This is a genomic window from Candidatus Bathycorpusculum sp., assembly GCF_009778815.1.
Lineage (GTDB): Archaea > Thermoproteota > Bathyarchaeia > Bathyarchaeales > Bathycorpusculaceae > Bathycorpusculum > Bathycorpusculum hydrogenotrophicum.
Map to the genome: position 1 here is coordinate 17,872 of NZ_WRFL01000014.1, position 24,917 is coordinate 42,788.

Consider the following 24,917-nt stretch of genomic DNA (forward strand, 5'->3'; position numbering starts at 1 on the left):
CCAACCCACACCCCACAACCACACATTTTTAAAACCCAACCAACCACAAAACACCCTCTACAAATAAACACCCAGTCAACAGTTGCTTGACTACCACCCCTGTTCTGCTTCAAACACACCTCCAGCCGCATGCTACAGATTGCACTACCAGTTCACAACAATCAACACTCATGTTTTTGTGTAGCATATGCGCAAATCATAAATGTCTCCAAGCGCAACCAGAGCAGGGAATATCATCGTGGTTAATCGAGGTCTCTACGTCGGTAGATTTCAGCCCTTCCACAAAGGACATTTGTGCGCTATTCAAAATGCACTCCAAACCGTAGATGAACTAATTGTTGTTATCGGTAGCGCCCAATACAGCCACAACAGCCGCAACCCCTTCACCGCCGGAGAAAGACTGGTCATGATTCAACGCGCAGTCACAGAAGCAAACCTCGATGAAAACAAACTCTGGATCGTGCCGGTTCCCGATGTCCATCTGCACATGCTCTGGGTCAGCGCAGTAGAGGGCTACACACCAAAATTCAACATCGTCTTCACAAACGAACCCCTCACCCGAAGACTCTTCAGCGAAGCAGGCTACCACGTTATAGACATACCCTTCTTTGACCGAAAAGTCTACATGTCAACCCTAGTACGAGAAAAAATGATACGCGACGACAACTGGAAAGAATTTGTACCCCCAAGCGTCGCAGAATTCATAACAAACGAAATCGATGGAGTAAACCGAGTCAAAGCCCTAGCACTAACCGACAAAATAGGCTAACTCACCACCCGATCCCGCGAGGCGCGATGCCAAACCCGCCAAGCCGTCCAAAAAACAACCAGCAAAACAAGCAACCCCACACCCCCCGCCAAAAAGCTCACAGATAGGGCGGCAAAAAAGTTATTTATACCATGCAAACTAACAGCAAGCAAATAGTAGGGCAAAACATTCTTCTTAGCAATCCCATAAGACGTTATAGCGGCACTTGAAGCATGAAAAATCAACCCGCCAATCCGCACCACTGGATCCACTCCCAAGACAAAAACATAGAGCACAAACTCTGCAATACCAAACCCCAAACCAATAAGAAGCCCAAGCGTTACAATCGAGCGCTCCGTTTCGCCATGCCGATAAAACAGAGGAAAAACCTTCGCCAACTCTTCAATAAAGGGTGCTAGAACAGCAACCACCAATAAACTGGGCAAATAAGGGTAGATTTGAGCGAAAAAAAGCGTAAACGGAATACTGACCAAAAACCCGCATGAAAAAAAGAAAATAAACTCCCGCAAACTGGGACGATGCACAGGAATAACACAGGCCGATGGCTGCTCACTTTGATGCCCCAAAATAAAAACCTCTACAAATAATAGAACTACCCACTTCTTTATCAGCATTACCCACATAAATTCAGTGCGTTTAACCAAATACTAAGACAAAAAACAATCAATCGATAATTCTAACAGTTGGACGTTGTATTTGCAAGGTGAAAAATAAACGAAGCAAAACATGCAAACTGCAACGGCAAAACCGGCTATTGACCCACAGATTGTACTGCAAAGTGCAGGTTTGTCTTCTAGTTTTAGTTATTGATATCTTTCTATAGTGGTTTTAGGGTTAGTAATAGTCGGATAGTGTTTTGATTTCAGGTGTATAGTCCATAACACCTAGCATGTAAGTGGGATGTTTTTCTAGTTCTATGTCGCTTGTGTATGGTGTTTTTGTGTGGCGAAGGATGATGTCTGCTTTTGCGGTGGTTATTTCTTGTAAGGTTCGGGTTCTTGAGTTGTTCTCATGGGGGAGGTTTGTTGCAATTATGATTATGCCTTGTTTTTTTGCAAAGTTGGAGAGGTGGTTTATGATTTGATTGTAGGCAGCTCTTGCTTCGTGGTCATCCACATTTGCAGTTAAGAAGGGACATATAAGATCAGAGATTACTACAAGTTTGGCCTCTGATTTTTTTATGATTTGTTCAAGTTCAGCTATTATGAGCCAATGCAATCGATAAGCAGTGTAGGCTCGCAAAGTTTGGATTTGCTCTAATGCTTCTTTGGGTTCGCGTTGTTGTTGGTGTTCGGCTGCTTGGTAAATAGCGGGCAGAGTGGAACTGTTTGCAGCATCGATAAAAACTACGCTGCTCTCTAATCCGCCTTGTTCTATGGGCAGACCAGCTCGGAGGCAAAGTTGGGCCATTATGTTGGTTATTGTTTGAGAGCCATAAAGAACAGCAAAGTCTCCTGTTTGAAATGCTGGAAAAAGCTCATCTAGCTGTGGACTATCAAAGGTTAGGCGTAGCTTGGTTGTTGTTTGGGGTCTTGTTTGTTGCATCAGTTTTTGGAGTGTTACTAGTTTTTGCATTGCGCTTCACAAAACTCGTTACGGCGGTTTTATCTATTTAAAGCATCGACGAAACAACCTTTCTCAACAGGGGAGGGGTCACTGAAAATGAACAAAACACCCAACAACAAAACAACCCATAACAGCACACAAAAAACAGCCAATATATCAAATATATAAGCGCTTGTCAATATTCTATACTGGCTGGTGTCTGTATAACTGAAAATATTAAACCCAAATCGAATTCTTATAATAGAAAATTTACTATCATCAGCATTTTTTCGCTGCTTGTGTTGCTGGGTTTAGCTCTATTTATTTATGCACAAATAGACACTGAGACCCTTACGGCAGAGGGTGAGACATACGTGAGAACTGAAGTGGAACTAAGAAATGCCGTTAAGGATTCCGCAAAAGGGACTGCGGTTGTTATTGTTTTGGGCAGACATATTAATTTGACTAAAACAACACTCACCATCCCTTCTGGAGCAGAGATCACCTTGAGAAGTGACAAAGAGGCAACAAAAAAGGAAGGAGTTGAATTTTTTAGGTTATCAGGAGTTGAGGATGAAAGCACCCTTACTGTTGAGACAGGTGGATTGTTGAACCTTGAGGGCATTATTGTAACCCACAATAAAGGAGCCTACGGATGGGGAGTAGATGTTAATCCCGGGGGCACTCTAACCATGATTGATGGCGAGATCTCAAACAACACCGCAGGAATAGGCGGCGGCATATACAATCAGGGGAATTTCAGTTTATCTGGCGGCACAATTACCCAAAACACCGCTGAAGAAGGCGCCGGCGTATACAACGGCAACAACGCAACACCAGATAGGGCCAACTTTACTATGTCGGGTGGTGAAATATCCAACAACATCGCCAACCGAGGAGGCGGCGGGGTAGATAACTGCGGTAGCTGCATCTTTAGTTTGACAGGCGGAGTGATTTCAGGCAACACCGCTAAGCAGGGTGGCGGCGGCGTAAACAACCACCATAGCGGCATATTTTATTTAATAGATGGAATAATTTCGGGCAACATTGCTAACTGGGGTGGGGGTGTGAATATTTGGGGCGGCGAATTTATCATGTCTGGCGGTGAGATATCAAACAACACAGCCACAAATATCGCCTCGGGCGGCGGAGGAGTTGCTTTTGACGGCTCTAGATTCAACATGACGGGCGGAATAATTTCAAACAACAGAGCCCTAAACGGAGGCGGCATGTACACCAGCAACGGTGAGGTATGGTTGTTAGGCGGAGAGATCGCCAATAACGTCGCATCAAACAACGGCGGGGGAGCGTTTGTTGGAAATCTATGGGGGTTCTATGTTTATGATGGGGTGGTATTTTCCAATAACCAGGCGGTAGCAGCATACAACAGACATCCCCAAGACAACGAAGTATACCATACACAAATAGGTTCAAAGGTAGTTTGGACGGCACCGTTTAGACAGGGCTATAACAACTATGACATAAGCTACACAAACGGAACACTAGCCAGTTTAAAATAGCACAAACTACCAGATGCATAGCTTCACCGAGGTTAAATCAATTATGTGCTGACAGTAATGCAAGTTTAATGGCCGAATTTATAAAAGAAAAGGCAGTCTGTTGTTCGCAACAGTTAATTTTTTTTTCGGAATTTAGAGGTAAATGTAGGATCAACGCGCAGGGTTTAGAAGCCTGCGTTGAGGGGGTTAATGGGTTTCATGAGTTCTCTTAGGTATACTGTGGCATAGCTTCCGCGCAGGAGCATAAAGCTAAGGGTTATTGAGTCGGGGTTGGGGTTATTTTTCTGGGTGAAATTTTTTAGGGGTGTGGTGGTTGTGCGTAAGCTACCTCTGCCGCTTATCCTAGACAGTGGGTTGGATTGGAGGTTTTCGGGTTCAAGACCTTCTTGTTTTAGGATGGTCTGTTCGATTTCGCCCATGATACCGCTTGAGAGTTTTTGTTTAAAGCCCCAAAGCGGTAGAGCTACGCGCATTTTGCCTGCTTTGAGTGCTTCATTAATCTGGTTGATGTTTTGGGGGGTGACGATTTTTTCTGCAGTTGTCAAAGGTAGGCCTGTTCGTTCGATGTTGACTACAAAGTCGCCTTCTTGGGCGATGTTTAGGGGCAGGTCGTGGTTGATGCGTGCACTAAGAAAGCGGTTAAACAGATAGGATTGATGCGCTTGGACAAAGAGTGCTTGGAGTTTGGGGGGTAGGCGTTGGAAGGCTCCGGTGAAGTCTTGGGGGTTTTCGGCTAGGTGGTTTAGCATGAGTTTTTCGTAGCGGAGTTGTTTGGGAAAAGTTTGGGCGGCTTGTTTGAAATTGTTTGTTTCTTGTAATTCTTGGCGGGATTGGCGGGATTGGGGGTGTTCGTGGGGGCTGGGGTTTGCTAGAAACGTTAGGGCGGCTTCTTCTATTTTGCCCTCAAGCAGGGCTTTGCCGACTAGGTGGGTTATGGGACGGGTGGTGCCGAAGCGTTGGTGGCCAAAAAAGTTGGGGATGCCACCTATGAGGGTTAGTTCTTGGGTGGTTTGCTCGATTTGTTCTTTAACTTCTGTTGGGGGGGTGGTTAGGTTTTTGATGGTTATGGTAAAATTGTTACCTAAGAGGTAGAACAAGGAGAGCATTTCGCGTATGTAGCCGATGGGGTGTATTTGGGCGTCTTTGAGTTCGAGTTGAGTGAGGTTTTCTGGGTGGATGTTTTCTATGGTGAGGTGTTGGGCGGTTAGGGCTTTGGCGTCTTTTATGCCGGCGAATTGTATTTGGGCTTGGGTTATGTTTAGGGCTTTGGCTAAATTTTTGATAGCCGTAAAGGTATCCCAGTTACGCTTAACAAGACTACAGAGCAGATAACGTTGGCGCTGTGCCGTTGTTGTTGGGGTAGGAGTGGGAGTGGAGATGGAAGTGGAGCCTAAGGCTTTGTTTGGGACGTCGCCTGTTATGCTGGCTTTGGAGCCATCGACTAAGAGTTCTTCGACAATGAAATCATCTGCGGTTGTTTTGATGGTTCCGCCTATGCCAGATGTTTTGGTGGCGTAGACTTCCATACCTAAGAGTTTATCAAGCTCAGAAACACTCAAAAAGTTATCAACCTGCTACAATAGTTTAAGCTGTCCGGTTAGACGATCAATTTTTTGGGCTGGGGCAGGGCCGATACCCAGACAGGTGATAGAGCCTTCGGGGATTTGGGTTAAGCCGCGATCAACAATCAAAGCGTGAGGTAAACCTAAATCTTCAGCGGCTTCTTCAAGCTCACAGAGCTCTTTCTCAGTGGGAACTTTTAGAGCAACTTTTTTTTGACCCTCAAACAACCAAGCATCCCACCACTTCTTATGATGAACAAAAGCATCCTGCGCAGCAGAGATAGCCGCATGACCAGCTTGAGCGGCGATTTTGCCTTTACCCATCTGCAAATCCATACGAAAGACAATAACCTGTTTGTATTCAAATTCATCAGACATGAAGGTTCCAGTTCCTAGTTAACACCCGAGATTTTAAGGCTTTGCAAACATCAAACATACTAATGCTGGATCATGCGAAGAGACAACCTAATTCCAAGAGTAAAAAAATATATACGTGCATTTTGTTAACAAAAAGAAAAGGGAACTTGCTTTTCTTGCTGGTTGGGTATCATCGATATCTTGTGTGTTTAGGTGTTTTCGGTGTCTTCGGGGAAGAGGCGTTTGTCGATATCATTTGTTTGGTGTTTGGCGGGGTCGTCTAGGGATGATTGGATGCGGTCAGATTCGGTTGTTGTTGTGGTGGTGCGTTTTTCGATTGTGTCTTGGGGGCGGCGGTTTATGTCCTCGGAGTAGGTTCGTTGGGTGTTTTGTGTTGTGGAGGGTTGGTGTGTTTCATCGGTTGTGTAGCTACGTCTTTGGTGTGCTTGTTCGGGGTTGGTGTGGCCGTGGATGTCTTGTGTTGGGTGGTGGTAACGGTTGTGTCGGGAGTGGTAGACTGCCCAGGCTATCAGTAGTATGGCTATTAGGGCGATTAGGCCTCCGATCAGCCAGCCCCACATGCCCCAATTAACGCCTCCCACTCCAGTTGTTGGGGAGACTGTTGGGGTTGTCATTGTTGGAGTTGGAGTCCCTGTATGGGTTTGGTTTGGTGTGGGAGAAGCTGTGGGATTGTGGGTTCCGGTGGGTTCAGAGGTTGGATGGTGGGTTCCAGTAGGAATAGAGGTGGGATGTTCGGTGGGCAGAGGAGTGGATATGTCTTGGCTTTGAACAAACAGGTTTCCAGCAGTGAATGCCGCCAACACTAGTAGAGACATCAGCACTGTCAAAGCTAAAGATTTTTGAATTTTAGCCATCAAAATTTCTCCTTGATAGCTGTTCATAACAAAAACAACATATTTAATTTATGTGACTGCATCAACACAACAAATAATCAAACATATAAAAATAAAAACCGCCAACTAGAACATAAAATTTTATCTTTTAACAACCCCTAAACCAAACCTCAACACACAACTAACCACATCACACCGCACAAACTCCAGGCAAAACAGACAAACAAACCACAAACAAAAAATCAGAAACCATTGTTGGTTGATATGCGATGGTATGGCAGTGTTTAAAAATAAATCCACAATGAATCACAATTGATTCGACCATATGCATCTAATACTTCTTTAGCTTCATCAGTTAACCGATTTAGATAAATGGATTAAGAGTTCAATAGTGCCTTTACTTACCCCAATCTTCTCAGCAGTTGCTACAATAAACGTGACAGGAGAAGCCTTGGTTTCAAGATAGGCCATCCGAATAATTCGGCTCATAAATCGTATCTTCTAAGATATCACTTTCTCTTTGTTCTATTCGTTCTTACTTTATGCCATTTTCCAGCCGCTTGTACCTCGCCCTGTTTCGTCTTGTCTTTGACGACGAATATGAATAGACTTACACATATCTCAATATTTTACTGACTGTTAAATAAAACTTAACGGCAATCCATAAGAAAACTGTTGCTTACTGAAACAAAAAAAGATTGATGTTGTTATTTTAAACTCACATCATACTATGCAGGTGTAACGCGACCTTCACCGATGACATTATTATTGTCATCTACATCGAAGCTCACTATGTAGGAACCGTCAAGTCCGTCAAAAGTAAATGCCTTTGACGAGAAAGTACCGCTATTTCCACGGGTTCGTACGCTAATATCAGTTTTAGTTGCCGCTAATTCTCCGTTAAGATATGCTTTAATTGTACACACAATTTCATTATCGCCATCTTGCGTATCGTTGGTAACTGTCACTGTAAATTCGGGCGTTTCGGGCACACCTGTTGCTGGAATGATTTTTGTAAAGGTCTCGCCGCAACGAGTACATACGAAAGTTTTATAGCCGGCTTCAGTAGGAGACGCGGGTTGGCCTTCTTTAAAGACGAAGTTGTGGCCAAGTTTCTTTATTGGTTCTTGGATTTCCTCACCGTGGTTTTTGCACTGCAATAGTTTATAGCCGGCCTGTGTGCACGTGGGCTCTACACCACCCTCTATTTCGACAAACTCACATTTGAGACCAGAACCGTCAATAATATCAGGGGTTCCGCCTTTACCGATTTCATTTCCTTGAATACCCACAAATATTGTGTAACCGCCTATCTTAACAGGAGGCTGTTCAGCAACATTACCTGTGCCATAGCCAGTCAAGGGTCCGCTCACAAGAGTCTGAACGTCATCTACGTACACCGCTACGTAAAGTAACAAAGTGTCACCGTTACCAATAGTATCAAAAGTAAGTAACACATTGTGACTATTGCCATCATCATCGGTAAATGTGTCCGCTAATTCCCAATGTGTGGTGGTATTTGGTGCCGCGTTTGCTGTTGGTGCAATTGTTGCAAAACAACCAATAACAAGCACAAACGCCACAAATATAGATATCATATTTTTTTGCATTTTAGTTTTCATAATATTCACCTAACACGACATAAATCACGTGTCTACATATAACATATATTGAGTTATCGATATATCAATATTGTGTCAAACTTGCTTTCAAAAAGATTCACCTCAGAATCACCCTCATACATACAGTTATACATAAAAATGTGTGATGTAAAATAATCGTCAGGTTTATTTTTAACAATATTGGCCAAAAATATCGGGAAGAGAAGAGTCTAAACCACATTATCACATATTTGCTTCATCCTTATCACTGCTCTGGCTTGGAAAAGATATCTTAGATCATCTGTCTAAGATCGATTATTAGAAAGGAAATAATCAAAGAATACAACACTACAGCTACTTTCAAGACGGCAAACGAGTCTATATGTATCATAAACCGGAAGTAACTGGAAGTAAAATAATGAAAGTAACAAAGCTCGCCACATGTTCAGAATATAAAGAAATGGCGGACGGGGAGGGATTTGAACCCTCGACCCTCAGCTTAGAAGGCTGATGCTCTATCCGTACTGAGCTACTCGCCCGCGTGTTGTATTTCAACGGGTTTCTATTCATTGATGTTTCTGGTTCCCGTGTTCCCAATGTACCCAGACTGCATTTAATAAAGATTCTTTCACCACCAGGCATGCTGGCAACATATAGCACCTCAACACCCACTCACTTATGCATAACAAGAGAGTAGGTTAAATCCTAAAGGATCGGTTAGGACTATCGGTTTGGATTTTTTTGTTGTGTTGAAGTTTTTTTCGCTCATACACAGCCACACAAGCTAAGACCACCACTCCCGCAAATAAAACAACACTCACAACCCGCCAATCCAAATCAAACTGTATCTCTAACTGATTATTCGTCTCACCAGAAGTTGCCTCGGGAGTTTGGAGAGAGGGGTCGTGGGATGTGCTGGGAGGTTGTGTCGAGGTTATGGTATCATGATTGATTGTTAGCGTTTGTATGTTACTCCAATCACCCATTTCGCCCTGGAAAGTGTGCCAATTGGTAGTCCAGGGCATGTTTATTCCTTGTGAGTATTGGGTACCGATTAAGGCTTGTACCTTGATATCAATCATGCCGCCGTTGGGAACTTGTGATAAGAACCAAGATGGCAACTCTATTACGGTGATGTCGGATTTGGAAGCGGGTGTATAACCGCTTGAGGGACTTCCAGGCTGAGTTTGCCATTCGTCTTCAAATCGTCCCTTATAGCCTACAGTGTAGAATAGCTGTGTCCAGTTGCCGCTTGAATCTTTGGTGGAGGTAAACTTTTGATTTTTAACGGTGACTTCAATTACCCAGTGGTCATATGTGCCGCCTGGGTTTGTTATGGTTGTTTCGCCGGTATAGGGGTTAGTGGTGGCAACAGGTGGATAGTGGATGGGGTGATTTACATATTTTACTGTGAACTCAGGTATGGCTGGTTTCTTTGAAGCACTCTGAGCCTGCACCTCACCCATACAGCCTAGACCTGCAAAAACCAATGTACCAACCAACAGGGCAAACAGGAATGCACTAAAGACCTGTCTCATTCCAACCACCACACAGATACAGTTTGGCACAGATATGTAATTTACGCCAACACAAAAAATAAACACGGTTACTATAAGTTAGTTCCAGGTTTTGTTTAATTTTTGGTCAAACAACATTACCCATCACAACCAAAGTTATTGAAGAACAGCTGATTTAATGCAAAATGTACAAACTCCCGCTCACCACAGGGGCAGAGTTGATGATTGACGGGTTAGTTATTCAGGTTAGTTATTGTTGGAGCTGTTATACTGTTGTTGAGGAAGCGAAAAGTTTAGCGGAACTGCATATGCCGTGTGCTACAGTGTTCATGGGTGTGACTGAACCATACAACGTTACATCACGTTTGGAAGCACATCGATAGGCAGTTATCAAACCCTACAACCTCAACCGATAAAGTAACCCTGATAGCTTTTTCGCCTTTTCTGTTTTCTCTCTTTTTGTTTGATGTTAAGCGGGCTAAGTTTTGGCTTCTCAGAAACGAGATATTTTATAGGAAGACACAAATCAGCTTTCAAAAACACTCGCTTTCCAGCTTAAGTTAGGCTTAAGAGTTATTTCATAAACCCCTCATCCAACTTAAATTCACCCTACAATACACATCAATTGTAACAAAAACGTTATACAAAATAAACAAAAAATGTCAAAAATCACGGTGATAATATGACAAACTCATCCAATAACAAAGATGGAAATCAAACAATGGATACAACCAACAAAACAAATGAACCAACTCAGCAAACAGCTAATCAAACACCCGGAACTACTGACGCAGTAATCCCCCAGCTATGTGATGGGAGCCGTGGCGTATTCTTTCCAGATAACGATGGGAGTAAACGTCCACATCTACATATGGATCGGCCTAAAAAACCTACAAGAGTCTCGTTTAAATATGAGTCGGGTGAGGTCCGTCATTTAAGCGGGTCAACGTTGCATCCGAATCAAGAGATCAAAAATCTAGAGATAGTGCGCAAACACTTAACTGACAACCCCACACATAAAGGGAACTTAATACTGGACGAGTTAACTAAAATTTTTGGCTGAGGGTTTTTTGTACCGCTGACATACTCTGTCAGCTCCTCGGTTGTTACGATTGAGATTTGATATATTAAGAAAAAGTATATTCTTTTAGGGTTTGTTGCATTACGAGAAAACACGGTACAAAGCTCAGCTACATTATAGGGTTCGCATACCTTATGGCCAAAGACACTTAAAGCCAGTATTACCTTATCAGCCATAATGCCCACATACAATCTTGTTGTGCTTATATTTTTGAAAGTAAGCCCCAGCCACTGCATTCGCCGCTTGCAGACAGAACTCAAGTTCAGAATTAACAGGTGATACAAACAAGTTATCTAATGTTGATTTTTCATCTTTTATGTTGAGCAGAAAACGGGCGTTATTTTTAGCGACTTTGAGACATAAGTGCTTGGAAGTGCAGGTAAAGAAACGGACGTTTTTGGGATCTTGTTTTAGTGTACCCTTTGTGTTGGGGGTAGGTTTGTTTAGTTACTTGTGGTTTTAGTCTTTGAATCACAACATAGGGCTCGTTTACCAATGAAGCGCTTAGGGGCTCAGATTTTGGCAGAATCCCCAAAGGGAGTTACTTTGCTCTCGTAGACAACCTCAACACTCTCATCAACTCGAAAATCGCCTGATTTAAATCCAATCCTGCGCGGCATACCCAACCATACACTACCGGACATATACCCCTTTTGGAATCTAGACGTTCAGGTGAGGTGTTAGTGTTTGGATCTTAGCATGAACAATTAAGGTGATGGTAGGGTTTGGTTGTGTTAGGGTAGTTAGAAAAGGGCACAGGTTGTTGTTTTTGGGTGGATTGGTTTGGTTGTTTATTTGAGGGTAAAGTAGGGTATTAGGAGGTCTTCCATGTTGTAGAGGCCGTTTTTTCTGTTGATTAAGCTTTGGGTTGCAAATAGGGCACCGTTGCCGAATGCTTCGCGTGATATGGATTCGTGGATTAGTCGGACGGTTTGGTGGGGGAATCCAAATATGATTTCGTGTCGGCCTATGATGCCGCCTGCGCGGATGGATTTGATGTCGGCGTCTGCGAGGTTTAGGGTTTGGGATATTTTTAGGGCTGTACCGGAGACTTCTTTTTTGGTTTTGAAGTGTTCTTCGATTAGTTCGATATCGGTGTAGGGAGCTATAGTTTTTAGGATTTTTGCGGCTAGGATTAGAAAGTTTATGCCTATGGTGATGTTGGGTGACCAGAGGATGCGGGTTTTGTCGGCTAGGCTGGCTATGTAGTCGATGGTTGTTTGGGGGTAGGAGGATATGGCTGTTACTATGCATATGCCGCGTTTGGCGGCTTCGTCGCCGTAGGTTAGTATGGCATCAGCAGAGGAGAAATCAATTATGGCGTCTACGGGGTGGGTGTCAAAGAGCTGGGCGGGGGTGTATTCGTCTTTGGTAAAGATTAAACCTTGGTTATCATCTGTGATTCCTAGAAATTCGGGAACTGAGCGATGCTGGAGGTTTGTTGTTTTTCTAACGACCCAGCAGAGATCAGCTTCGTCGCTTTGCAACAAAACCGTTGCAACGTCTTTCCCTGCCCGTCCAAATCCAAAAAGACCCACTCGCATATCTAACACTCTTGTCTTCTACAAACTCACAGTTTATATAACTTTTCACAAAACATAACAACACAAACCACCACATCAAACAATAATAACGCACCACATTTCTACACATATATAAACAGTTATATCATTAAAAAACAAAATATGCACAAATATTTCAGTTGCATATATGGCAAGTTAGCACATAACTGAAGAGTATGGAACTGCAACAAACAAATAACAACACGCACGCCGCCCCCAACACCACAACCAAACCCAACTCATCAACAACAACTCCAACAACCATTTCCTTGCAAAAAAACCAAAACTCCCAACATTTACACCGCTTTAAACTTTTTTAATCACCAAAATGCATACCAAAATTCCAACCCAAACACACAAAACCAACCTGCCCCCCACAAAACAGCACCTAAACACAAACCCAACTGAGCAACACATAAACACAAAACACCACCGCGCTATGAACGCTTAAATAATTTCCACAACTACTTAACAGCAGACACAACATGACCACCACTACCACTACCACTACCACCAGTACCACTTCTACTAACTCGTCATCATCGGTATTCTGTGTTTTTAACACGTTAACTCGTACCAAGCAAGAATTTGTTCCCCAGATTCCCGGTGAGGTTAAGCTCTATACCTGTGGTCCCACGGTTTATGATTATGCTCATATTGGCAATTTTCGGGCGTTTCTTTTTGAAGATCTGCTCAAGCGGTGGCTCAAATACCACCAATATAAAGTTACACATATTATGAATCTCACCGATATTGATGATAAAACTATCAAGGGCAGTCAAGCTAAAAATCAGAGTCTGCAACAGTTTACAGATTTCTATATAAATGCGTTTTTTGAGGATATAAAAACTCTAAACATCCAACCTGCCGATTGTTACCCCAAAGCAACCGAGCACATCCCCGAAATGGTCACCCTAATCAAAACCCTGCTAAACAAAGATATTGCCTATAGAGGCGAAGATCAATCTATCTATCTTGCAGTTGGCAAATTGCACGATTATGGCAAACTAGCACATCTAAAAATTGGTGAACTCAAAGCAGGCGCGCGTGTCAGCCAAGACGAATATACCAAAGAAGAAGCCCAAGACTTTGCTCTCTGGAAAGCTTGGACCCCCCAGGATGGAGAAGTATATTGGGAGACAGAATTAGGCAAAGGTCGGCCCGGCTGGCATATTGAATGCTCCGCTATGAGTATGAAGTATCTGGGTGAGAGTTTTGATATACACTGCGGCGGCATCGACAACATGTTTCCCCATCATGAAAACGAAATTGCCCAATCCGAAGCGGCCACAGGCAAAAAATTTGTAGACTACTGGATGCATAACGAACACCTCCAAGTCGAGGGCAAAAAAATGAGCAAACGCCTAGGCAACTTCTACACTCTAAGAGATCTCTTAGCTAAGGGTTATGATCCGATTGCCATACGCTACTTGCTCATATCCACCCACTACCGCCAACAATTCAACTTTACCCTCGAAGGACTCCAATCCGCCACAACCACCATCGAACGACTCAAAACCTTTGTCCGCCGTCTCCAAGAAATACAACAAACCCAAACAACAACACCAGCAACAACAGCAACAGACTCAGTAGCCAAACCTGCTGTGCTGGTTGCTAAGCTCGAAGAACATTTTAGCGATGCTATGAATGATGATCTAAATATAGCTATAGCGCTCTCATGTTTGTTTGATTTTGTGCGTGAGTTTAACAGTCTGCTTGATGCCAAAAAGGTTAGCAAAACAGAGGCCGCAAACGCCCAAGAGACCATAATGGAGTTAGATACGGTTTTAGGAGTCATTGGCAAAGTCGAACCTGTCGAAGCGCTCTCAGGTGATATTGATGCTTTGGTGCAGAAGCGCGAAGAGGCTCGCAGAGCTAAAAATTGGAAAGAAGCAGACATGATTCGAGATCAACTCAAAACTATGGGTATTGTGCTTGAAGACACCGCACAAGGCATAAGATGGAACAAAACAAAAAACTAGATTAGCTTAGCTTTGCGTTTAGCAACCAGTTGTTTGAGTGGTATTTTTCTTCAAGTTTTTCTGCCGCATTTTTTTCTTCGGGGCTGAGTTGGTTTTCTTGGAGTTGGATTTTTAGTATTGCTTTGAATCCTTGGGCTAGGGCGTTGGCAACTGTTGAGGGGCTGATTTTGTGTCCCAGCTCGGTTTGGATGCTTGTGAGTTTGGGTTTAGCGATCTCGACAGCTTGGGTGCAGTCTACATCTTTGAGTTTTAATACGCGAAACATTTGGGGTAGATCAAGGGCGATAAGTATAGTGCCGTGTTGTAGAACCACGCCGCGGCTGATGATTTGGCTACTGCCGCTGATTTTTTTACCCAAAACGGTGAGGTTGGGACAGTTTTTAGCATCGCCGGTGTTGTAGTCGGCAGGGACTCCTAAGAGGCGCAGGGCATCACTTAGAGCACCATAAATTTTGGTATAGATCAGAGCGGGATCAACAACGGCGGCAACGGTGGTGTTGTTGTCCAAATCAGAGGCTTTGGCAACAACACTGTAGGTGATTTCGCCTTCAAAGTCGTGATAGACTGCGCCGCCACCGCTTATACGTCTAACCATATCCACGCCTAAAGCAGAGGCCGCCTCAGAGTAGATCTCAGTTTGGAGGGTTTGGTTTCGGCCTATACTAACTGCAGAGGGGTTCCAGCGGTAGAGGCGCAGGGTATTGGGAACTTTGTCATCGATACGGGCGGCCAAGATGGCTTCATCGATAGCCATGTTTTGGGCCGCAAAATAAGTGGAGAGCGGGAGGTAGCGCCAGATATTCATAATATTTAGGACCCCCCCTCTTTGGCTAGGTGTGCGCTTAGGGTGGTAATGTTTCCCTCAACCATGGTGAGCCAGGTTTTATTTTGGGGGGTGTCTAGACCTTTGCTTATGAAGAGTTCTTTGGCGCGTCTAAAGGCGGCGTGGGCATCATCAAAACAGTGAAAAGCGGCTAGGGCGGTTCCTTGATTGACAATGGCCATTAGCCAGCGGCCAATATCAGCGGGGTATTGTTCACCATTTGCTTCATAGAAGACCAGGGCTTTGTTGGCAGCTGCAAAACTCTCAAACGGTTTATCTAGGCGGCCAAATACTGCAGATAAGCCGGCTTGGCAGGAGGCTTCAAAGCGGGAACGGTCAAAGGGGGTATCGTTGGGTAGAGAGGCGCTAAGTGTTAGAGCATGGGTGTAGCATTCAGCTGAACCTGTATAGTCGCCGCTGTGAAATAGAGCCTCAGCATCACGCAGGGCCTGTTGCATCTCAGAGAGTATCTGAGCTGTGTTCATATGTTTATAACGTAGTCGCAAATGGGGATATATTCTTATGCATATCTTTAACAGATTTTCTAAGGATATACAATAATGTGCAATGCCGTGATGGAGTACTAGAAAGCTTGTGGATAATGCTTAAAACCTAAGCGGTATTCTACAAGCAGCACAGAAGGAATAATATGAAGATTATCTGTGGTCCGGCATCAACGGTTCTTGCTGAGGCTGTTTCAGCCCAAAGTGGTATTGCATGTGTTTCGGTGGTTTCAAAGATTTTTCCTGATGGCGAATCCTATGTCCGCCTCGACGGGGAGGTTTTGGGTGAGGAGGTGGTTATTATTCAAACGACTTGTCCGCCGGCTCAAGATGGGCGACTTTTGCAACTTGCATTTTTGGCAGACTGCGCAAAACGCGGCGGCGCCACTAAAGTGAGTGCGGTTGTGCCGTATTTGGCCTATGCGCGCCAAGACAAGATTTTTCTCTCCGGGGAGGGGATAAGTATTGAAACACTGGCGCGTATGCTTAAAGCCGCAGGTGTCGATGAGCTACTCACCCTAAATATTCACTCTGAGCAGACCTTAGCCCAGTTTCCTTTTCCGGCAAAGTCGCTTAGTGCTGTGGGGCTTATTGCAGATTATTTTGTCCAAAAAGGCTACAGAGGCGCATATGCCCTAGCGCCTGATAAGGGGGCGATGTATATTGCCCAGCAAGCCCAAACAGTTTTGGGTGGTGATGCGGGGCATCTAAGCAAAACCCGCGATCGACACACCGGCCAAACTGTGCAAACTGCAGAGGGCCTAAATGTGAAGAACCAAACCGTCATCATATTAGATGATATCATAAGTACAGGGGGTACTATTGTGGGTGCGGCAAAAATTCTAAAAGAACAAGGAGCCGCACACATCTTTTGCGGCTGCGTCCACGGATTACTCATAGGCGACGCACAAAAACGCATCCTAGACGCGGGAGTTGAGGAAATCGTGGGCACCGATAGTGTTGTTGGAGCAGCCAGTCAAGTTTCGTTAGCACCCCTTATTAGTCAAGCCCTAAGGACGCAGTAATTTAGTGATAACGCCGCTTTTCTTTCTGCTCTCAGGCGAAAACGCTACTCTGCCAGCCGCAGAAGTTAGAGCAATCCTAGAAGCCGAAGGCTACCCCACAACAAACATCCAAACACTCGACCAAGTCCTGCGTCTAGAAGCTGATCTGGAGAGTGTTAAAGCAGTTCAGATCCGCTCAGCCTACACCCGAGTCTCAGCCCAAGAACTCCTGATCGCAGACGCCAACTATGAAGCCATACTCAACACAACCACCAAAACCGACTTCACCTCTGTGCTAAAAAACGGCGAGAGCTTTGCCGTGCGCATCAACCGCATTAAAAACTATGCGGACAGCGAAATCAACACCATGACCCTTGAGATCAAGCTGGGCAAACAAATCCTAAACCAAACCCCCGGCACCACAGTCAACCTCAAAAATCCCGACAAAACGTTTATGGGGATAATCACCAACGATAAACTGATCTTGGGTCTAAAACTTACCGATATCACCTCAAAAACGTTTTCAGAGCGCCGGCCCCGCAAAAAACCATTCTTCCATCCCTCAGCCATGCCATCAAAGATGGCCCGATGCATGGTTAATTTAGCACACACCAAAACCGAATCAATATTGTTAGATCCATTCTGCGGCACAGGCACCTCCCTTATAGAGGCCACATATATCGGCTGCCGCGCAATCGGAATAGACGCACAAAAACGAATGATCAGGGGCACCAAAAAAAACCTCGCACACTTTGGCATTGACGCCGAGGGCCTGATCTGGGGAGACTCCAGAAAAATTCCCCTCTGCAAAGTTGATGCAGTTGTAACTGACCCACCCTATGGCCGCTCATCAAGCACCCTAAAAGCAACAACCATGCAGCTAGTCAAAGACGTAATGACCGAAATACACACCCTGCTAAGTCCAGGACAAAGAATATGCATTGCACTTCCTATAAAGCTAAAACAAACAGGAGAAATCGAACACATATCCCAAGAAATTGGAGGATTTGCCGAAAACTTGGGATTCAAAAAACTAGAAGCACACACAGTATATATCCACCGGTCACTAACAAGAGAAATCGTCGTCTACAAAAAAACAACATAACCACAACATATGTTGATCAGAAACTGCAACATAAAATCCAGAGAACCAAAACACTACCGGGTATATCATCTAAGCTCAGCAAAAACAACCAGTCTCATTTTTAAAATTAATACTAAATTTTGTCTCAGGTGGTTTACGACCATTGGACAACCCCTTACGTATTTATATATAATGATGCAGGGGGTGGGATTCATCTGTTTGTGTCTGGAGCCTTTCCTCAAAATCACGGCTTTGGTTTTGAGAGTTCATTTTAAACACTAAAGAGAATAAGTTCAAGTATATTTATAAGCGTTTTTTCGAGTCCGGGTAAATGGCTAACACTCGAAAATTTAAAATAACTGTTGCAATCATAACAATAAGGTAAATGCTATCACCTTAGAGGTGACATAACTTTGAATACTTATGAAAAAGCGAAGCAACCTGATAAAAAAGCAGATAGTAGCGGTTGCAGTAGTTTTACAGTCTCAGAGTTAATGAAACCTCAACAAAGTACCCCCGAATATGGACGCTATGCATATAATTTTTGTGACCTGCCCATAAACGATCCGACGGCTGTTGCGTCTGAAAGAAAAGCGCTGATAGGTCGATTAGGTACTTCAGGCGGCGGTGAAGCGCTTGACAGCAAAACAAGAGCAAGAATGGAAACTGATTTTGGTTACAACTTTGGCTCCGTTCGAGTGCACACAGACAATTATGCTGTCAATCTAACAGGTGCATTAAATGCCAAAGCAACTTGCTACGGGCAAGATATCTATTTTGGAAAAAACCATTTTGCTCCAAACACCCAAAAAGGTACAGACCTCCTCAGACACGAATTAGGGCATTTTCAACAACAAAATCAATTAGGCACAAAAATAATTCAAAACCAAGAAGAAGCTAAAGACTCTCAGAAATCATCAAATCATGCGTCCTACGTATACCCCCCACCTGGCGGACATATGACTTTTATCTATATAAAACCCACATATAATCATATATCAGCTACCCCAATGGAAGTTAGTCGAGAAGAAGGAGGAATGATGCGTGTCAAATTGACTGTATCACAGCTGTATCATTATGTGGATAGAGGACTTGATGAGGGCAATTATGTTATGGGTGCTTTTATTGGGGACGGAATACTTATACCTGAAACATTGATGGTTAGGGTGATAATGCCTGATGACGGAAAAGATATCGAGGTGCCTGCTTCAGCTCTATTTCATCTCAAAGATGAGTATGATACAGCGTTTTGGTGGAAACTGGCAGAAACAATCGGATATGGCGTAACAATCGCCAGTCTGGGCTCTACGTACCTCGCAGCCACGGCAACGACCAAGGTGCAGAAATTGTCCATCCTATTTTCAACTGCAGAATTTGTAAATAATTTGCTTTTGGGGAGATTTTTATGGCAAAGCGAAACCGCTATTTAAAATAGTGAATCATTTACTTCACGTATTTTCACTTTTGGAATTGACAGGGGTTGTAAGAGATTTAGAGGCCGTAGCGATCCTTGCGAAGGAGGGAAAGGACACTGTGAAAGTTTTGGAGGAAATTGCATTAGCGATGGCAACCATGCGTGATCTTTTGGAGGACGAAAAGGATTTCCATACTAAGGAGCTATCTACACCTGAACCAATTACACGACAAACACACGAACGTTGAGCAGGTTGCTTTGTTTTGACCGTTGGCCAAATACTGGAACACGGCAATTTTGTGCCTATGATGCTCGTTTAACGCTTGATTTGCGTTGATTCAAAATAATTTACCTGCTGTTTAGGGTGCTCTATTGCTATGAAAACTCTTATTGTGCATGTTTGTTCCTTAGGGCACTGATGCAACTAATAATGTTGTCAAGATTTTCCCTGTTTTCACCCCTTTGATTTGTTACTCGAAAGCTAACAGAACTCGTTTAGTGCGCATCACTATTACATCAAAAACAGCATTTCTTGGATTCTTTTAACCGACGGGTGTCCGTAGTTTTGAAAGGTTCCGAAAGTGGGACTCACCTGTCTGTGTCTGGAGCCTTTCCTCAAAATCGCGGCTCAGACTTTGATTTTGAGAGCTCATATTGAACACTAAATAAAGCAAGTTCACAAATACATTAACAGTATTCTTTTCTGGTTCAGGCAACTTTATGCATGATTCTTTTTTCTGTCAGTTTTTTGGTGATGTTCACTATTTTTTATAATGCTTCTTTGAGCGTTAACTCTTAAGGTGAAAGCCAATTTATGGGGCAATAACAAAACAAATTATAAACAGCCGAACTCAAAAATTTAAAATAGTAGTTACAATCATATCAACAAGTAACTGCTATCGCCTTAGGGATGACATAAATTTGAGCACTTACGAGAAAATGAAGCGGCATGATAAAAGCAGACAATAGTGACGATAGCAGTTTTGAAGTCTAAGAGTTCTTTGATGGACATTTGACATTTCGCATATTTTTGCATAGGTTTTTTGCCCTTTCACTTTCTTATGGAAATCATTGCACCAACATTTCGCTCTCTGAGTGAAAACTTTTCTTTTGGACCCATTTTTGGGTATTTGGATATGTTGCTTCTTTTTTCAGGTTTTCAAAAAGGCCACCGATATTCTAAAATCCTTTTTGGTACGCTGATATATAACAGAGCAAAGTGTGCTGTAGAGTTAACGGCCAACACACTATCTAACTGACTGACTGGTTGGCCAAATTTACAGTCTGCACAGTCAATAGTGTTAGAGAAGGTAGATGGGTTATGAGTTTACAGGTTGTGTTCTTAGGAACAAGTGGTAGTGTCCCTACTTTGAAGCGGAGCTTGCCTTGTGTGGTAGTGCAGTGTCCGCCTGAGCAGTGGATGTTTGACTGCGGTGAAAATGTACAGCATCAGATGATAGCAGCTAAAGTCAGCTTTCACCGCAGAATGAAAATTTTTATCAGCCATCTTCACGGTGACCATGTGTTAGGTTTACCAGGGTTACTGCAGACAATGGCCCTTATGGATCGTAAAGAACCCCTGCAAGTTTATGGCCCCTCTGGTCTCAAAAATTTTTTAATCTGTACCAAAGAAACCCTCAATTTTGGCCTAACCTACCCTGTAGAGATCAATGAAATTCTTTCTGAGGGTATCATTTGTGATCAAGAGAAATATCAGGTCAGGGTCATAAAATCAAACCATACTGTTGAGGGTTACTGTTTTGCATTTATAGAAAAGCTACGTCCGGGCAGATTCTACCCCAACAAGGCAAGAACTCAGGGAATTGCGGAAGGTGAATTGTGGTCTAAGCTCCAAAGTGGCCAAGAAGTCACGGCTCCAAACGGCACCATAGTTAAACCAAGTGATGTGATGGGACCTATGCGTCAGGGGAGAAAAATCATCTACACCGGCGACACCAAACCTTTTGCGGGGTTTGGCGAGTTTGCAAACAAGGCGGATTTGGTTATTCATGATGCGACCTTTGATGATGCTCTAAAAGAAAAAGCAGATACCGATGGACATTCAACAGCTAGCCAAGCTGCCGAGCAGGCAAAAACGGCCCAAGCGAAATGTCTAGTTCTATCACATATAAGCGCCCGTTACTCAGATGGCAGTTTACTTTTGGAACAGGCAAAAAAAGTGTTTCCAAACAGCATATTAGCAGAGGATTATCTGAGCCTCGAGTTGCCGCTAAGCGAGTAGCTGCTTTAGACGGGCAATACTTTGAGGTACATTAGTTATAGATTCCACAACAACGGTTTTATCATAACCAATTTTTTTAAGAGCATCGGTAAATCCAACAAAATCAATGGTTCCCTCATCTACGCCATTGTGCTGATCATCAGTGCCATAGTTGTTGCTGGCATGGATATGCACAATTTTGTCGGCCAACTCATCGATAAAGGGCTGAACTTGACCTTCCAAGTTAGCGTGCCCCAAATCCAAAGTTATGCCCACAGGCAAACTAGTTTCGCGATATAGACGGCGGAATTCTTCAGGGGTGCTCATTAAAAACCAGTATTTTCCAGGCATATTTTCCAAAGAAATGTTAACCCCTAACTCTTCAGCTTGGGTGTAGAGTAGCTCGATGCTTTGGCACATATTTTTAAAATCAGCATCCGGATAGAATTGACCAATACCTGTGCGCTGGGCAGGGTGAAAAACCCACATCTTGGCATCTATGGCGCTGGCATTGAGAAGGGATTGTTTGAGACGTTTAAGAGAGGCATTGAGCATGGGTTTTATTATGGAGCCGATGTTTATGTCTGAGAAGGGAGCATGAACAGAATAAGTTAAGCCATAAGACTTGGCAACTTCTCTTAACTGAACAATACGAGCTTTACTTAAATCATGGGTGGCATCATCAAAGAGCTCGATATATTTGGTATCGTGGGTATCAAGACGCTTAACCATACGGTTAAAAGACTCACCCACACAATAAAACATTGAAACGCCAATTTTTGCTTTAGACATAACTAACCTCAAAAACTCTGCATAACCCACCCTAATAACCTAGCGGCCCAAAACCAACTATCTTCCATCCACCAACCAAAAAAGGAGCCGAGCAGAACATACGCTATATATCGCCTGTCAGTATAGGACAAGAAATCAGAGGGCAAATCAATGGAGAAAAAAATTCAAATTCAAAAAAGAAGATAAAGCCAGTGTTTTTGGCGGCCATTATTGTGGTAGGGGTAGTGGTGGCCAGCATGATTGGCGCAATCTTTGTGTTAAAATGGTCAATAACGGGGTAGATCACTACTCAGGCATGTTTCCAATGATGTTTGAAACTCACACCAATAGTATCTGGACATTTTCCGCTCAGAGCGCACAGGGTTATAGCACCATTTACTGCGATCTAACGCAACAAGATTTAAATAAACTCACAATAGACAGCAATATTGCAGAGGGAGAAATGTTTTTGATCCTAATCCAAGATAAATATAGCAAATCGATCGATCTTAGCGGAGGAGCAAAAAATCTATCAGCAGAAGAGATGGATCTGGACATGTTTAACCCCGGTCGAATCAGCATGCGGCTAAAATTTAACAACGCCAAAGACCTATCAGTAAACATCAACTGGCGCTAACACCACCAGCCATTCCCTTTCCTGTTTATTTGCCTCATAACGTTAGCTATCTACAGATTACGCTATTTTTGTTTTCAGAAAAGTCTTGGACGGGTTGTTTTGGGGAAGATTATATACTTCAGTGGAAAGTAGTATAGATAGTGAAAAAGCAATGAAGAGCAAGAGAAGGGCAGTAATTGCTTTAATCATTTTTGCCATAGTGATCGAAATAGCAACAGTCATCATCATGCCCATACAGTACCTTATGACCGGGAGACAGGCGGAGCTAAAGCTCAAATCGCACCTTGGTTCACTGTCACAGTCCCTTACGCCTACATTAATTTAGCAACAACAGCAGATCAAGCAGACGAAAACAACCCAACAATCTGGGAAGACGCTCATATTCAAGCAATAATAAACTTTACCCTAACTCCTGAGCCATTACACTCAAGGATGCAGATGCCCAAATAGAATTAAACAACGGCTTTGTATATGGCACCTACACAGAAGGCACAGCACCAGGACCAATCCAAGTACCAAACAAGTAACCCAATACGCAAATCAAGAGCAACCAAGCAAACACTAATACAGACGATAAACAGTTGGTTAATGTAGTAAGCAAACAATTATACTACAACAACTATCTGAACAATAGAGAAAAGAGAGAGGCAACGGCAAAAATCCACAGGGAACCGGTATGTGTGATTTATCAATTATTATAGCAACAAAAAACGAAAAGCACTACATAGCAAACACCTTAACCCATCTGCAACACGCCATAAAAGAAGCAAAAAAAGACGACATCACCACCGAGTTAATCGTGGTGGATAGTAGCACCGAAAACACCGCCGATATCGCCCGCCAATTTACCCCAAAAGTACACCACCTAGCAACACAAGGCCTACCCAAAGCACGTAACTATGGCGCCGCCAAAGCCACAGGCCAAATACTAGTTTTCATGGACGCCGACACACTGCTACAAAGAAATACCCTAAAAGATCTCTTCAACATTTTTAAAAATAAAAAAGCAGTCTCAACAATCTCATTTGTCATGCCCATCGGACAAGCAAAACTAACAGTTTCAGCCAAAATATTCTACGTACTGGACTGCGCATTTATCAGAGCCTGCGCATTTTTACCATTTCTAATCGGATTCTATAACCGCGGCGACATCATGGCCATCAGACGCGACACCTTTGAAAAAATCCGAGGCTTCAACGAAACCCTCTGCATGATGGAAATCACCGAACTGCTCATAAACGCCTCAAAACTAGGCAAAATAAAAGTCCTCTCCTCACCGGTGTTTGAATCCAGCCGCCGCCTAAAACAGTGGGGCGTACTCAAAAGCTATCGGATATGGTGGAAAAACTACATTTACTTCTACGCCTTCAAACGCCTACACGCCTCCAGCTACGAATCCATCAGATAACAACAAACATATCCGCAGTCAAATCAGTAAACAGAATCAGCTGTGTTATTTACTTCAGCATATGTTAAAAGCTAACATAAATTTGTCAATTGCGACTGACCCTTCAAACGACCAACGTCAGTTAGCCCTCGGCACCACTCCATAATATTCGAGTTCCATCTAACTGTACACATAACCCTCATTTGAACCCATAACGCCTCAAAACAAACGCAATAGTTAAACAAAGAGATAACGCACACGCTTTGCCTGTTTAGGTGGTTTTACACAAGACAGATTATGTTTAGCGTTTTCGGAACAGTTTCAAAATATTGATTATGCTAGGGTTGAAATAGAGAGTCTGCCAATTTAAAACAGCAAACACTTATTTTGACATCAACCTTATAAATGTCTGCGACACCACGCGTTTAATAACAATGAATCGGAGGTTTTATTAGCGTACAGGCGCTTTATTTGGGTTTTAAGGTATTTGTGTACTAAATTACGCCATATTATCTAAACATCCCGAACATTTCAAGAACTTCACAGGCCTCACACTCAAAGAATTCAACACCCTAAACCAACAAATAACCCAAAAATATAAAACCTACGAACAAAAACGCCTAACCCAAGAGAACCGCAAACGAGCCATAGGAGCCGGCCAGCCCTTCAAACTCAACCTAACCGACAGACTGCTTCTGATATTTCTCTACTACCACCTATACA

The 24,917-nt window shown here is 43.4% G+C and carries 25 protein-coding genes and 1 tRNA gene; 11 read left to right on the top strand and 15 right to left on the bottom strand.

Features of this window, described 5'->3' with window-relative positions; all coding sequences use genetic code 11:
- Positions 1–202 precede the first annotated feature (202 nt).
- Positions 203–769: a nicotinamide-nucleotide adenylyltransferase gene (locus FWF39_RS04515; protein WP_343382250.1), complete on the top strand. Its 567-nt coding sequence runs from the start codon at positions 203–205 to the stop codon at positions 767–769.
- Here the strand turns inward: FWF39_RS04515 and FWF39_RS04520 are convergent.
- Together FWF39_RS04520 and FWF39_RS04525 are read right to left on the bottom strand one after the other, a co-directional pair.
- The gene (locus tag FWF39_RS04520) at positions 766–1,335 is read right to left on the bottom strand and encodes a hypothetical protein (RefSeq protein ID WP_343382251.1); all 570 of its coding nucleotides are present in this window, start codon (positions 1,333–1,335) and stop codon (positions 766–768) included. The genes FWF39_RS04515 and FWF39_RS04520 overlap by 4 nt on opposite strands.
- A gap of 268 nt (positions 1,336–1,603) precedes the next feature.
- A complete protein-coding gene (locus FWF39_RS04525; protein WP_343382252.1) occupies positions 1,604–2,344 on the bottom strand; it encodes a hypothetical protein in 741 nt (246 codons plus the stop codon).
- 344 nt (positions 2,345–2,688) lie between these two features.
- On the opposite strand from FWF39_RS04525, the gene FWF39_RS04530 reads away from it, so the two are divergent.
- A complete protein-coding gene (locus tag FWF39_RS04530; RefSeq protein ID WP_343382253.1) occupies positions 2,689–3,834 on the top strand; it encodes a hypothetical protein in 1,146 nt (381 codons plus the stop codon).
- A gap of 164 nt (positions 3,835–3,998) precedes the next feature.
- On the opposite strand, the gene truD is transcribed toward FWF39_RS04530, so the two are convergent.
- The 8 genes from truD to FWF39_RS04570 form a co-directional block, all read right to left on the bottom strand.
- Positions 3,999–5,393, bottom strand: coding sequence for a tRNA pseudouridine(13) synthase TruD (truD, locus tag FWF39_RS04535; RefSeq protein WP_343382254.1), 1,395 nt, complete (start codon positions 5,391–5,393; stop codon positions 3,999–4,001).
- Positions 5,394–5,408: 15 nt separating this feature from the next.
- Positions 5,409–5,774, bottom strand: a complete 366-nt coding sequence (gene pth2 / locus FWF39_RS04540) for a peptidyl-tRNA hydrolase Pth2 (protein WP_343382255.1) — start codon at positions 5,772–5,774, stop codon at positions 5,409–5,411.
- A 188-nt stretch (positions 5,775–5,962) separates the two neighbouring features.
- Positions 5,963–6,628, bottom strand: coding sequence for a hypothetical protein (locus FWF39_RS04545; RefSeq protein WP_343382256.1), 666 nt, complete (start codon positions 6,626–6,628; stop codon positions 5,963–5,965).
- A gap of 330 nt (positions 6,629–6,958) precedes the next feature.
- On the bottom strand, positions 6,959–7,096 hold the full coding sequence (locus tag FWF39_RS04550; RefSeq protein WP_343382257.1) for a hypothetical protein: 138 nt from the start codon (positions 7,094–7,096) through the stop codon (positions 6,959–6,961).
- A gap of 239 nt (positions 7,097–7,335) precedes the next feature.
- Complete coding sequence (locus tag FWF39_RS04555) at positions 7,336–8,229, bottom strand: hypothetical protein (protein WP_343382258.1); 894 nt, start codon at positions 8,227–8,229, stop codon at positions 7,336–7,338.
- A 440-nt stretch (positions 8,230–8,669) separates the two neighbouring features.
- A tRNA-Arg gene (locus FWF39_RS04560) sits at positions 8,670–8,747 on the bottom strand.
- Between the two features lie 159 nt (positions 8,748–8,906).
- The gene (locus FWF39_RS04565; RefSeq protein ID WP_343382259.1) at positions 8,907–9,746 is read right to left on the bottom strand and encodes a hypothetical protein; all 840 of its coding nucleotides are present in this window, start codon (positions 9,744–9,746) and stop codon (positions 8,907–8,909) included.
- 244 nt (positions 9,747–9,990) lie between these two features.
- Complete coding sequence (locus FWF39_RS04570) at positions 9,991–10,119, bottom strand: hypothetical protein (protein WP_343382260.1); 129 nt, start codon at positions 10,117–10,119, stop codon at positions 9,991–9,993.
- A gap of 288 nt (positions 10,120–10,407) precedes the next feature.
- Between FWF39_RS04570 and FWF39_RS04575 the strand changes: the two genes are divergently transcribed.
- Positions 10,408–10,788 carry a hypothetical protein gene (locus FWF39_RS04575; RefSeq protein WP_343382261.1) on the top strand — a complete coding sequence of 127 codons (381 nt, stop codon included), beginning with the start codon at positions 10,408–10,410 and terminating at the stop codon, positions 10,786–10,788.
- A 530-nt stretch (positions 10,789–11,318) separates the two neighbouring features.
- On the opposite strand, the gene FWF39_RS04580 is transcribed toward FWF39_RS04575, so the two are convergent.
- Complete coding sequence (locus tag FWF39_RS04580; protein WP_343382262.1) at positions 11,319–11,450, bottom strand: DUF2080 family transposase-associated protein; 132 nt, start codon at positions 11,448–11,450, stop codon at positions 11,319–11,321.
- A 147-nt stretch (positions 11,451–11,597) separates the two neighbouring features.
- Entirely contained in the window at positions 11,598–12,350 is a 753-nt protein-coding gene (locus tag FWF39_RS04585) for a dihydrodipicolinate reductase C-terminal domain-containing protein (protein ID WP_343382275.1), read from the bottom strand.
- Positions 12,351–12,853: 503 nt separating this feature from the next.
- Here FWF39_RS04585 and cysS point away from each other — a divergent pair.
- On the top strand, positions 12,854–14,350 hold the full coding sequence (gene cysS / locus FWF39_RS04590) for a cysteine--tRNA ligase (protein WP_343382263.1): 1,497 nt from the start codon (positions 12,854–12,856) through the stop codon (positions 14,348–14,350).
- Position 14,351: 1 nt separating this feature from the next.
- On the opposite strand, the gene FWF39_RS04595 is transcribed toward cysS, so the two are convergent.
- Together FWF39_RS04595 and FWF39_RS04600 are read right to left on the bottom strand one after the other, a co-directional pair.
- Positions 14,352–15,155, bottom strand: coding sequence for a biotin/lipoate A/B protein ligase family protein (locus FWF39_RS04595; protein WP_343382264.1), 804 nt, complete (start codon positions 15,153–15,155; stop codon positions 14,352–14,354).
- A gap of 5 nt (positions 15,156–15,160) precedes the next feature.
- Positions 15,161–15,658 carry a DUF3856 domain-containing protein gene (locus tag FWF39_RS04600; RefSeq protein ID WP_343382265.1) on the bottom strand — a complete coding sequence of 166 codons (498 nt, stop codon included), beginning with the start codon at positions 15,656–15,658 and terminating at the stop codon, positions 15,161–15,163.
- A gap of 164 nt (positions 15,659–15,822) precedes the next feature.
- Here FWF39_RS04600 and prs point away from each other — a divergent pair, with 164 nt between their 5' ends.
- From prs to rnz, 5 genes are all read left to right on the top strand, one after another.
- Complete coding sequence (prs, locus tag FWF39_RS04605; RefSeq protein ID WP_343382266.1) at positions 15,823–16,701, top strand: ribose-phosphate diphosphokinase; 879 nt, start codon at positions 15,823–15,825, stop codon at positions 16,699–16,701.
- A gap of 4 nt (positions 16,702–16,705) precedes the next feature.
- Positions 16,706–17,785 (top strand): DNA methyltransferase, encoded by a 1,080-nt coding sequence (locus tag FWF39_RS04610; protein WP_343382267.1) that lies wholly within the window; start codon positions 16,706–16,708, stop codon positions 17,783–17,785.
- A 392-nt stretch (positions 17,786–18,177) separates the two neighbouring features.
- The gene (locus FWF39_RS04615; RefSeq protein WP_343382268.1) at positions 18,178–19,194 is read left to right on the top strand and encodes a DUF4157 domain-containing protein; all 1,017 of its coding nucleotides are present in this window, start codon (positions 18,178–18,180) and stop codon (positions 19,192–19,194) included.
- A gap of 103 nt (positions 19,195–19,297) precedes the next feature.
- Positions 19,298–19,426, top strand: coding sequence for a hypothetical protein (locus FWF39_RS04620; protein WP_343382269.1), 129 nt, complete (start codon positions 19,298–19,300; stop codon positions 19,424–19,426).
- Positions 19,427–20,499: 1,073 nt separating this feature from the next.
- On the top strand, positions 20,500–21,420 hold the full coding sequence (rnz, locus tag FWF39_RS04625) for a ribonuclease Z (protein WP_343382270.1): 921 nt from the start codon (positions 20,500–20,502) through the stop codon (positions 21,418–21,420).
- On the opposite strand, the gene FWF39_RS04630 is transcribed toward rnz, so the two are convergent.
- On the bottom strand, positions 21,409–22,191 hold the full coding sequence (locus tag FWF39_RS04630; RefSeq protein WP_343382271.1) for a sugar phosphate isomerase/epimerase family protein: 783 nt from the start codon (positions 22,189–22,191) through the stop codon (positions 21,409–21,411). The genes rnz and FWF39_RS04630 overlap by 12 nt on opposite strands.
- A 304-nt stretch (positions 22,192–22,495) precedes the next feature.
- Here FWF39_RS04630 and FWF39_RS04635 point away from each other — a divergent pair, with 304 nt between their 5' ends.
- Together FWF39_RS04635 and FWF39_RS04640 are read left to right on the top strand one after the other, a co-directional pair.
- Positions 22,496–22,807, top strand: coding sequence for a hypothetical protein (locus FWF39_RS04635; RefSeq protein ID WP_343382272.1), 312 nt, complete (start codon positions 22,496–22,498; stop codon positions 22,805–22,807).
- Positions 22,808–23,483: 676 nt separating this feature from the next.
- Entirely contained in the window at positions 23,484–24,215 is a 732-nt protein-coding gene (locus tag FWF39_RS04640; RefSeq protein ID WP_343382273.1) for a glycosyltransferase, read from the top strand.
- Positions 24,216–24,917 lie beyond the last annotated feature (702 nt).

Excerpts from the sequence above, each read along its gene's own strand:
- FWF39_RS04640 (WP_343382273.1), top strand. The coding sequence starts at position 23,484 with ATGTGTGATTTATCAATTATTATAGCAACAAAAAACGAAAAGCACTAC.
- FWF39_RS04565 (WP_343382259.1), bottom strand. The coding sequence starts at position 9,746 with ATGAGACAGGTCTTTAGTGCATTCCTGTTTGCCCTGTTGGTTGGTACA.
- FWF39_RS04635 (WP_343382272.1), top strand. The coding sequence starts at position 22,496 with ATGATGTTTGAAACTCACACCAATAGTATCTGGACATTTTCCGCTCAG.
- pth2 (WP_343382255.1), bottom strand. The coding sequence starts at position 5,774 with ATGTCTGATGAATTTGAATACAAACAGGTTATTGTCTTTCGTATGGAT.
- FWF39_RS04515 (WP_343382250.1), top strand. The coding sequence starts at position 203 with ATGTCTCCAAGCGCAACCAGAGCAGGGAATATCATCGTGGTTAATCGA.
- FWF39_RS04580 (WP_343382262.1), bottom strand. The coding sequence starts at position 11,450 with ATGTCCGGTAGTGTATGGTTGGGTATGCCGCGCAGGATTGGATTTAAA.
- FWF39_RS04595 (WP_343382264.1), bottom strand. The coding sequence starts at position 15,155 with ATGAATATCTGGCGCTACCTCCCGCTCTCCACTTATTTTGCGGCCCAA.
- FWF39_RS04600 (WP_343382265.1), bottom strand. The coding sequence starts at position 15,658 with ATGAACACAGCTCAGATACTCTCTGAGATGCAACAGGCCCTGCGTGAT.
- FWF39_RS04555 (WP_343382258.1), bottom strand. The coding sequence starts at position 8,229 with ATGAAAACTAAAATGCAAAAAAATATGATATCTATATTTGTGGCGTTT.
- prs (WP_343382266.1), top strand. The coding sequence starts at position 15,823 with ATGAAGATTATCTGTGGTCCGGCATCAACGGTTCTTGCTGAGGCTGTT.
- FWF39_RS04525 (WP_343382252.1), bottom strand. The coding sequence starts at position 2,344 with ATGCAAAAACTAGTAACACTCCAAAAACTGATGCAACAAACAAGACCC.
- cysS (WP_343382263.1), top strand. The coding sequence starts at position 12,854 with ATGACCACCACTACCACTACCACTACCACCAGTACCACTTCTACTAAC.
- FWF39_RS04575 (WP_343382261.1), top strand. The coding sequence starts at position 10,408 with ATGACAAACTCATCCAATAACAAAGATGGAAATCAAACAATGGATACA.
- FWF39_RS04630 (WP_343382271.1), bottom strand. The coding sequence starts at position 22,191 with ATGTCTAAAGCAAAAATTGGCGTTTCAATGTTTTATTGTGTGGGTGAG.
- rnz (WP_343382270.1), top strand. The coding sequence starts at position 20,500 with ATGAGTTTACAGGTTGTGTTCTTAGGAACAAGTGGTAGTGTCCCTACT.
- FWF39_RS04585 (WP_343382275.1), bottom strand. The coding sequence starts at position 12,350 with ATGCGAGTGGGTCTTTTTGGATTTGGACGGGCAGGGAAAGACGTTGCA.
- FWF39_RS04550 (WP_343382257.1), bottom strand. The coding sequence starts at position 7,096 with ATGAGCCGAATTATTCGGATGGCCTATCTTGAAACCAAGGCTTCTCCT.
- FWF39_RS04545 (WP_343382256.1), bottom strand. The coding sequence starts at position 6,628 with ATGGCTAAAATTCAAAAATCTTTAGCTTTGACAGTGCTGATGTCTCTA.